The organism is Deltaproteobacteria bacterium, from assembly GCA_026388545.1.
Lineage (GTDB): Bacteria > Desulfobacterota > Syntrophia > Syntrophales > UBA2185 > JAPLJS01.
In genome coordinates, this window is sequence record JAPLJS010000002.1 from 1 (window position 1) to 3,512 (window position 3,512).

The window sequence follows — 3,512 nt, forward strand, 5'->3', positions numbered from 1 at the left end:
GATCGATAAGGATAATGCTTCTATTCTGGCAAAGGATATAAGTCCCGACCAATTGCTGGTGAAGCTGTCTGAATTATTAAATTAAACCCTTTCTGCGTGGCTGAAAGAAATAAAATATTTTTCATCTCCGATGCCCATCTTGGACTTTATCCGGCGAACCGCAGCGCTGAACGTGAAAAAATGCTGGTTCAATGGCTCGACAGTATAAAAGGGGAGGCGGGCGAAATCTACCTGCTGGGGGACATTTTTGATTTCTGGCATGAATACCGTAAGGTTATCCCAAGGGGTTTTACCCGTTTTCTTGGCAAACTGGCCGAAATATCGGATAACGGTACGAAAATCCATTTTTTTACCGGTAATCATGATGTCTGGGTGTATGATTACCTGCCGGCAGAAATAGGGCTGACAATTTACCGCGAGCCTGTCACAAGGGACCTTGATGGATACAGCTTCTTCATCGGCCATGGTGACGGAGTTGGCAAAGGCGATGCAGGGTATAAGATTTTAAAGGCGGTTTTTACCAACCGTACCCTCCAGTGGTTCTTTGCCCGCATCCATCCGAATGCTTCCCTTGCCTTAGGCCACCGCTGGTCGCGTTCAAGCCGCTTCGCCAAGGGAATTATTGCCGAGCCTTACCGTGGTGATGAACGCGAATGGCAGGTTGCCTTTGCCCGTGAAACTATAAAATCGCAGCCTTTTGATTATTTTATTTTCGGCCACCGGCATCTGCCCTTTGATATCCGTATCGGTGAAAAAACCCGCGTTATCAACCTGGGAGACTGGATCACGAACTTCACCTATGCCGTATGGCATAACAATACCCTTGAACTCCATTCCATTCTGCCGGAAAAGGAGAAGGAAATACTGAGGAAAAGCATTCCGCTTCTTCCGTAAAAATCGGATTACCCATCGAGTAGGAGGAAAATAAAATAGTTTTCCTCCTATTTTATTTTCCGACCTCTCACACCACCGTACGTACCGTTCGGTATACGGCGGTTCTTTAAGAAACAATTCTGACTTTTCGATAGTAATCCGACAAGAAGATAAAGTTGTAATGGTTGTATTAAGGATGTGGCTGTTGGCAGTATGCCAATAGCTTTTCCTTGTGTTCGCCCACTCATAAGCCTTGGATTTCTTGACACCAAGCTTGATAAGGTTGGCCATTCTGGTTCTAATACGTTTCCATTGTTTCCATATTACCATTCTAAGCCTGCGGCGATACCACTCGTCTGCCTTAATCAGCAGGTCTTTCATATCGGCCAGTTTGAAGTATTGCACCCATCCGGTTATGAACTGCCGTAGTGCTTCCTTCCTCCGGTCGTTTCCCCATCCATTACTTCTCGATGTAAGCTCTTTTATTCTGGCTTTCATCTTTTGCATACTCCTTGGGTGTAATCTCAACCTGCATGCACCGTCCTTTAAATAAAAGGAGTATCCCAGGAATTTTATTCCTCTGACGTGGGATATCCGGCTCTTTTCCCGGTTTACCTTTAAGAACAATTTCCTCTCTACAAAAGTAATAATGCTCTCCAAAGTACGTTCGGCACTTCGCCTGCTCTTACACAGTATAACTATGTCATCTGCGTAGCGAACATACTTATGCCCCCTTTGTTCCAGTTCTCTGTCCAGTTCATTGAGCATTATATTGCTCAACAACGGGCTTAGAGGCCCTCCTTGAGGAACGCCCTCTTCGCTTGGTTCATAGCTGCCCCCAAACACTATCCCTGCCCTGAGGTATTTGTGGATTAGCGATACAACCCGCCCATCCGTTATCGTCCGTGATATTACCTCAATCAGTTTGCTATGACTTACTGTATCGAAGAACTTTTCCAAGTCCATCTCTACTGCCCATTCATAACCTTCAGTGATGTATTGTTGGCATTTGCGTAACGCCTGATGGGCATTACGCCTTGGCCTGAACCCGTAGCTGTGATCCGAGAACTGTGGTTCATAAACCGGAACCAGTACCTGGGTGATGGCTTGTTGGATTACCCTGTCAACAACGGTGGGTATGCCTAATTGTCGTTTACTCCCGTTTTCCTTGGGTATCTCTACCCTGCGTACCGGGTTGGGGCGATATTTACCCCTCTCTATGGATGCTATCAGTTCATCTTTGTGTATGACAAGATATTCTTTTAAAGATTCGACTTCCATCCTGTCAATACCTCCTGCCCCTTTGTTGCTCCTTACCCTTTTGTAAGCAGCGTTCAGGTTCGAAGGTGATACTATGAACTCCAGCATTCCATAGTCTGTCCGTCTGTTGTTGTTTGTGGCATCATTTTCAGTCATCCGTATGTAGGTCTGCCCTCCCTCATTCCCTTTGGATTCCGTCCTGTTCTCCTGTGGGTAGGTCTTTGTCCTTTCAAAGATTTTCTGCTTTTCTTCCTTCATACGGTAACTCTCATTTTCGCTCACTTCTTAAAGTTCGGCCCTTCCCTTTTTATAATCCCTCAACCTTAGTTGAGCTCAAATTACCGGGTACTATGGCTTCGGCTGACTTCTCACGGTAAACCTTGTTTCGACCATGTTTCACACTTGCGTTTCCACTTGTCCGTGAGACCTCCCCGGGTAAGAACGATAACTTTCGCCCCATGTGTCTGCTTCATTTACCTTGGTTAACCCTGTACAGTATCGGATTTCGTTTTGTTATGTAAACTTGTCCGGCAACCTTAGGCCTTATATGAAGTTCCTGTTCGTCAAACCGGGACTTTGCCTCCGGCTTCCTTCAGATTCCACCTCACGGTAGACACCCTTGCCTTTGGCTAACGCTTCCCACTGTCAAGGCGCGTTTGGGACTTGCACCCTAGAGTTATCGCCCGTGCCGGGCGCACAAAAAAGACCCCTTGGGGGGACAAGGGGTCTGTGTTGGGTTGAGGTCTCTGGCGGAATCGAACCGCCCTACGCGGTTTTGCAGACCGCTGCCTAACCTCTCGGCCAAGAGACCATTATGTTATTTTCAATCTCGCAGCCCTACTTGGTTTTCCAGATCCATCGGGACTAACCTCCCGGCCAGGAGACCCTTTGAAGGTTCGCAAAGTTAGAAAATTATTTTGTATTTCAAATTCAAGAGTTTGCTTCACCCGCATTCATCCGGCAGTGATATATAATTATTGGAATTATCTCTAGTCTGTTGTATGATTTTCATTGTTAATTGTTAATTGTCTCCTATTTCTCCGCATATTCTTTCAGGCATTCCGGACATAAACAATCGTTGTATTTCTGCAGGATCTCCAGCATCTCCTTCTTATGGATCCTTACCTTTTCACACCAGCAATCCCGTTCGCTGTAACAGGTAAACGATTTCCCGCACTTCGGGCATTTTTTTTCGGTGCTACCTTTCATATCTATCCTTTGTTATTACCACACTGACTCCTTCGGTTTTGCCACCCAGCGGGGGATTCAGCTTGGTTACTTTCACTGTTACTGTTTTAATGGCACTGAATTTAAGAACCAGGGAATCAACAATACGACCGGTCAGGTGTTCAAGCAAGTTCGACGGCACCTTCATCTCT

At 46.0% G+C, this 3,512-nt stretch carries 3 protein-coding genes, 1 tRNA gene and 1 pseudogene; 1 reads left to right on the forward strand and 4 read right to left on the reverse strand.

What is annotated here, in order from left to right; translation table 11 throughout:
- The first annotated feature begins 96 nt into the window (after window positions 1–96).
- A complete protein-coding gene (locus tag NTW12_00050; protein MCX5844748.1) occupies window positions 97–894 on the forward strand; it encodes a UDP-2,3-diacylglucosamine diphosphatase in 798 nt (265 codons plus the stop codon).
- Window positions 895–1,003: 109 nt separating this feature from the next.
- On the opposite strand, the pseudogene ltrA reads toward NTW12_00050, so the two are convergent.
- From ltrA to NTW12_00070, 4 genes and pseudogenes are all read right to left on the reverse strand, one after another.
- Window positions 1,004–2,391 (reverse strand): annotated as a pseudogene (ltrA, locus tag NTW12_00055) (group II intron reverse transcriptase/maturase).
- Window positions 2,392–2,873: 482 nt separating this feature from the next.
- Window positions 2,874–2,944, reverse strand: a tRNA-Cys gene (locus NTW12_00060).
- A gap of 221 nt (window positions 2,945–3,165) precedes the next feature.
- Window positions 3,166–3,342, reverse strand: coding sequence for a cysteine-rich CWC family protein (locus NTW12_00065; protein ID MCX5844749.1), 177 nt, complete (start codon window positions 3,340–3,342; stop codon window positions 3,166–3,168).
- A partial coding sequence (locus tag NTW12_00070; protein ID MCX5844750.1) for a dihydroneopterin aldolase occupies window positions 3,332–3,512 on the reverse strand: 181 nt, incomplete at its 5' end. The genes NTW12_00065 and NTW12_00070, both read right to left, overlap by 11 nt.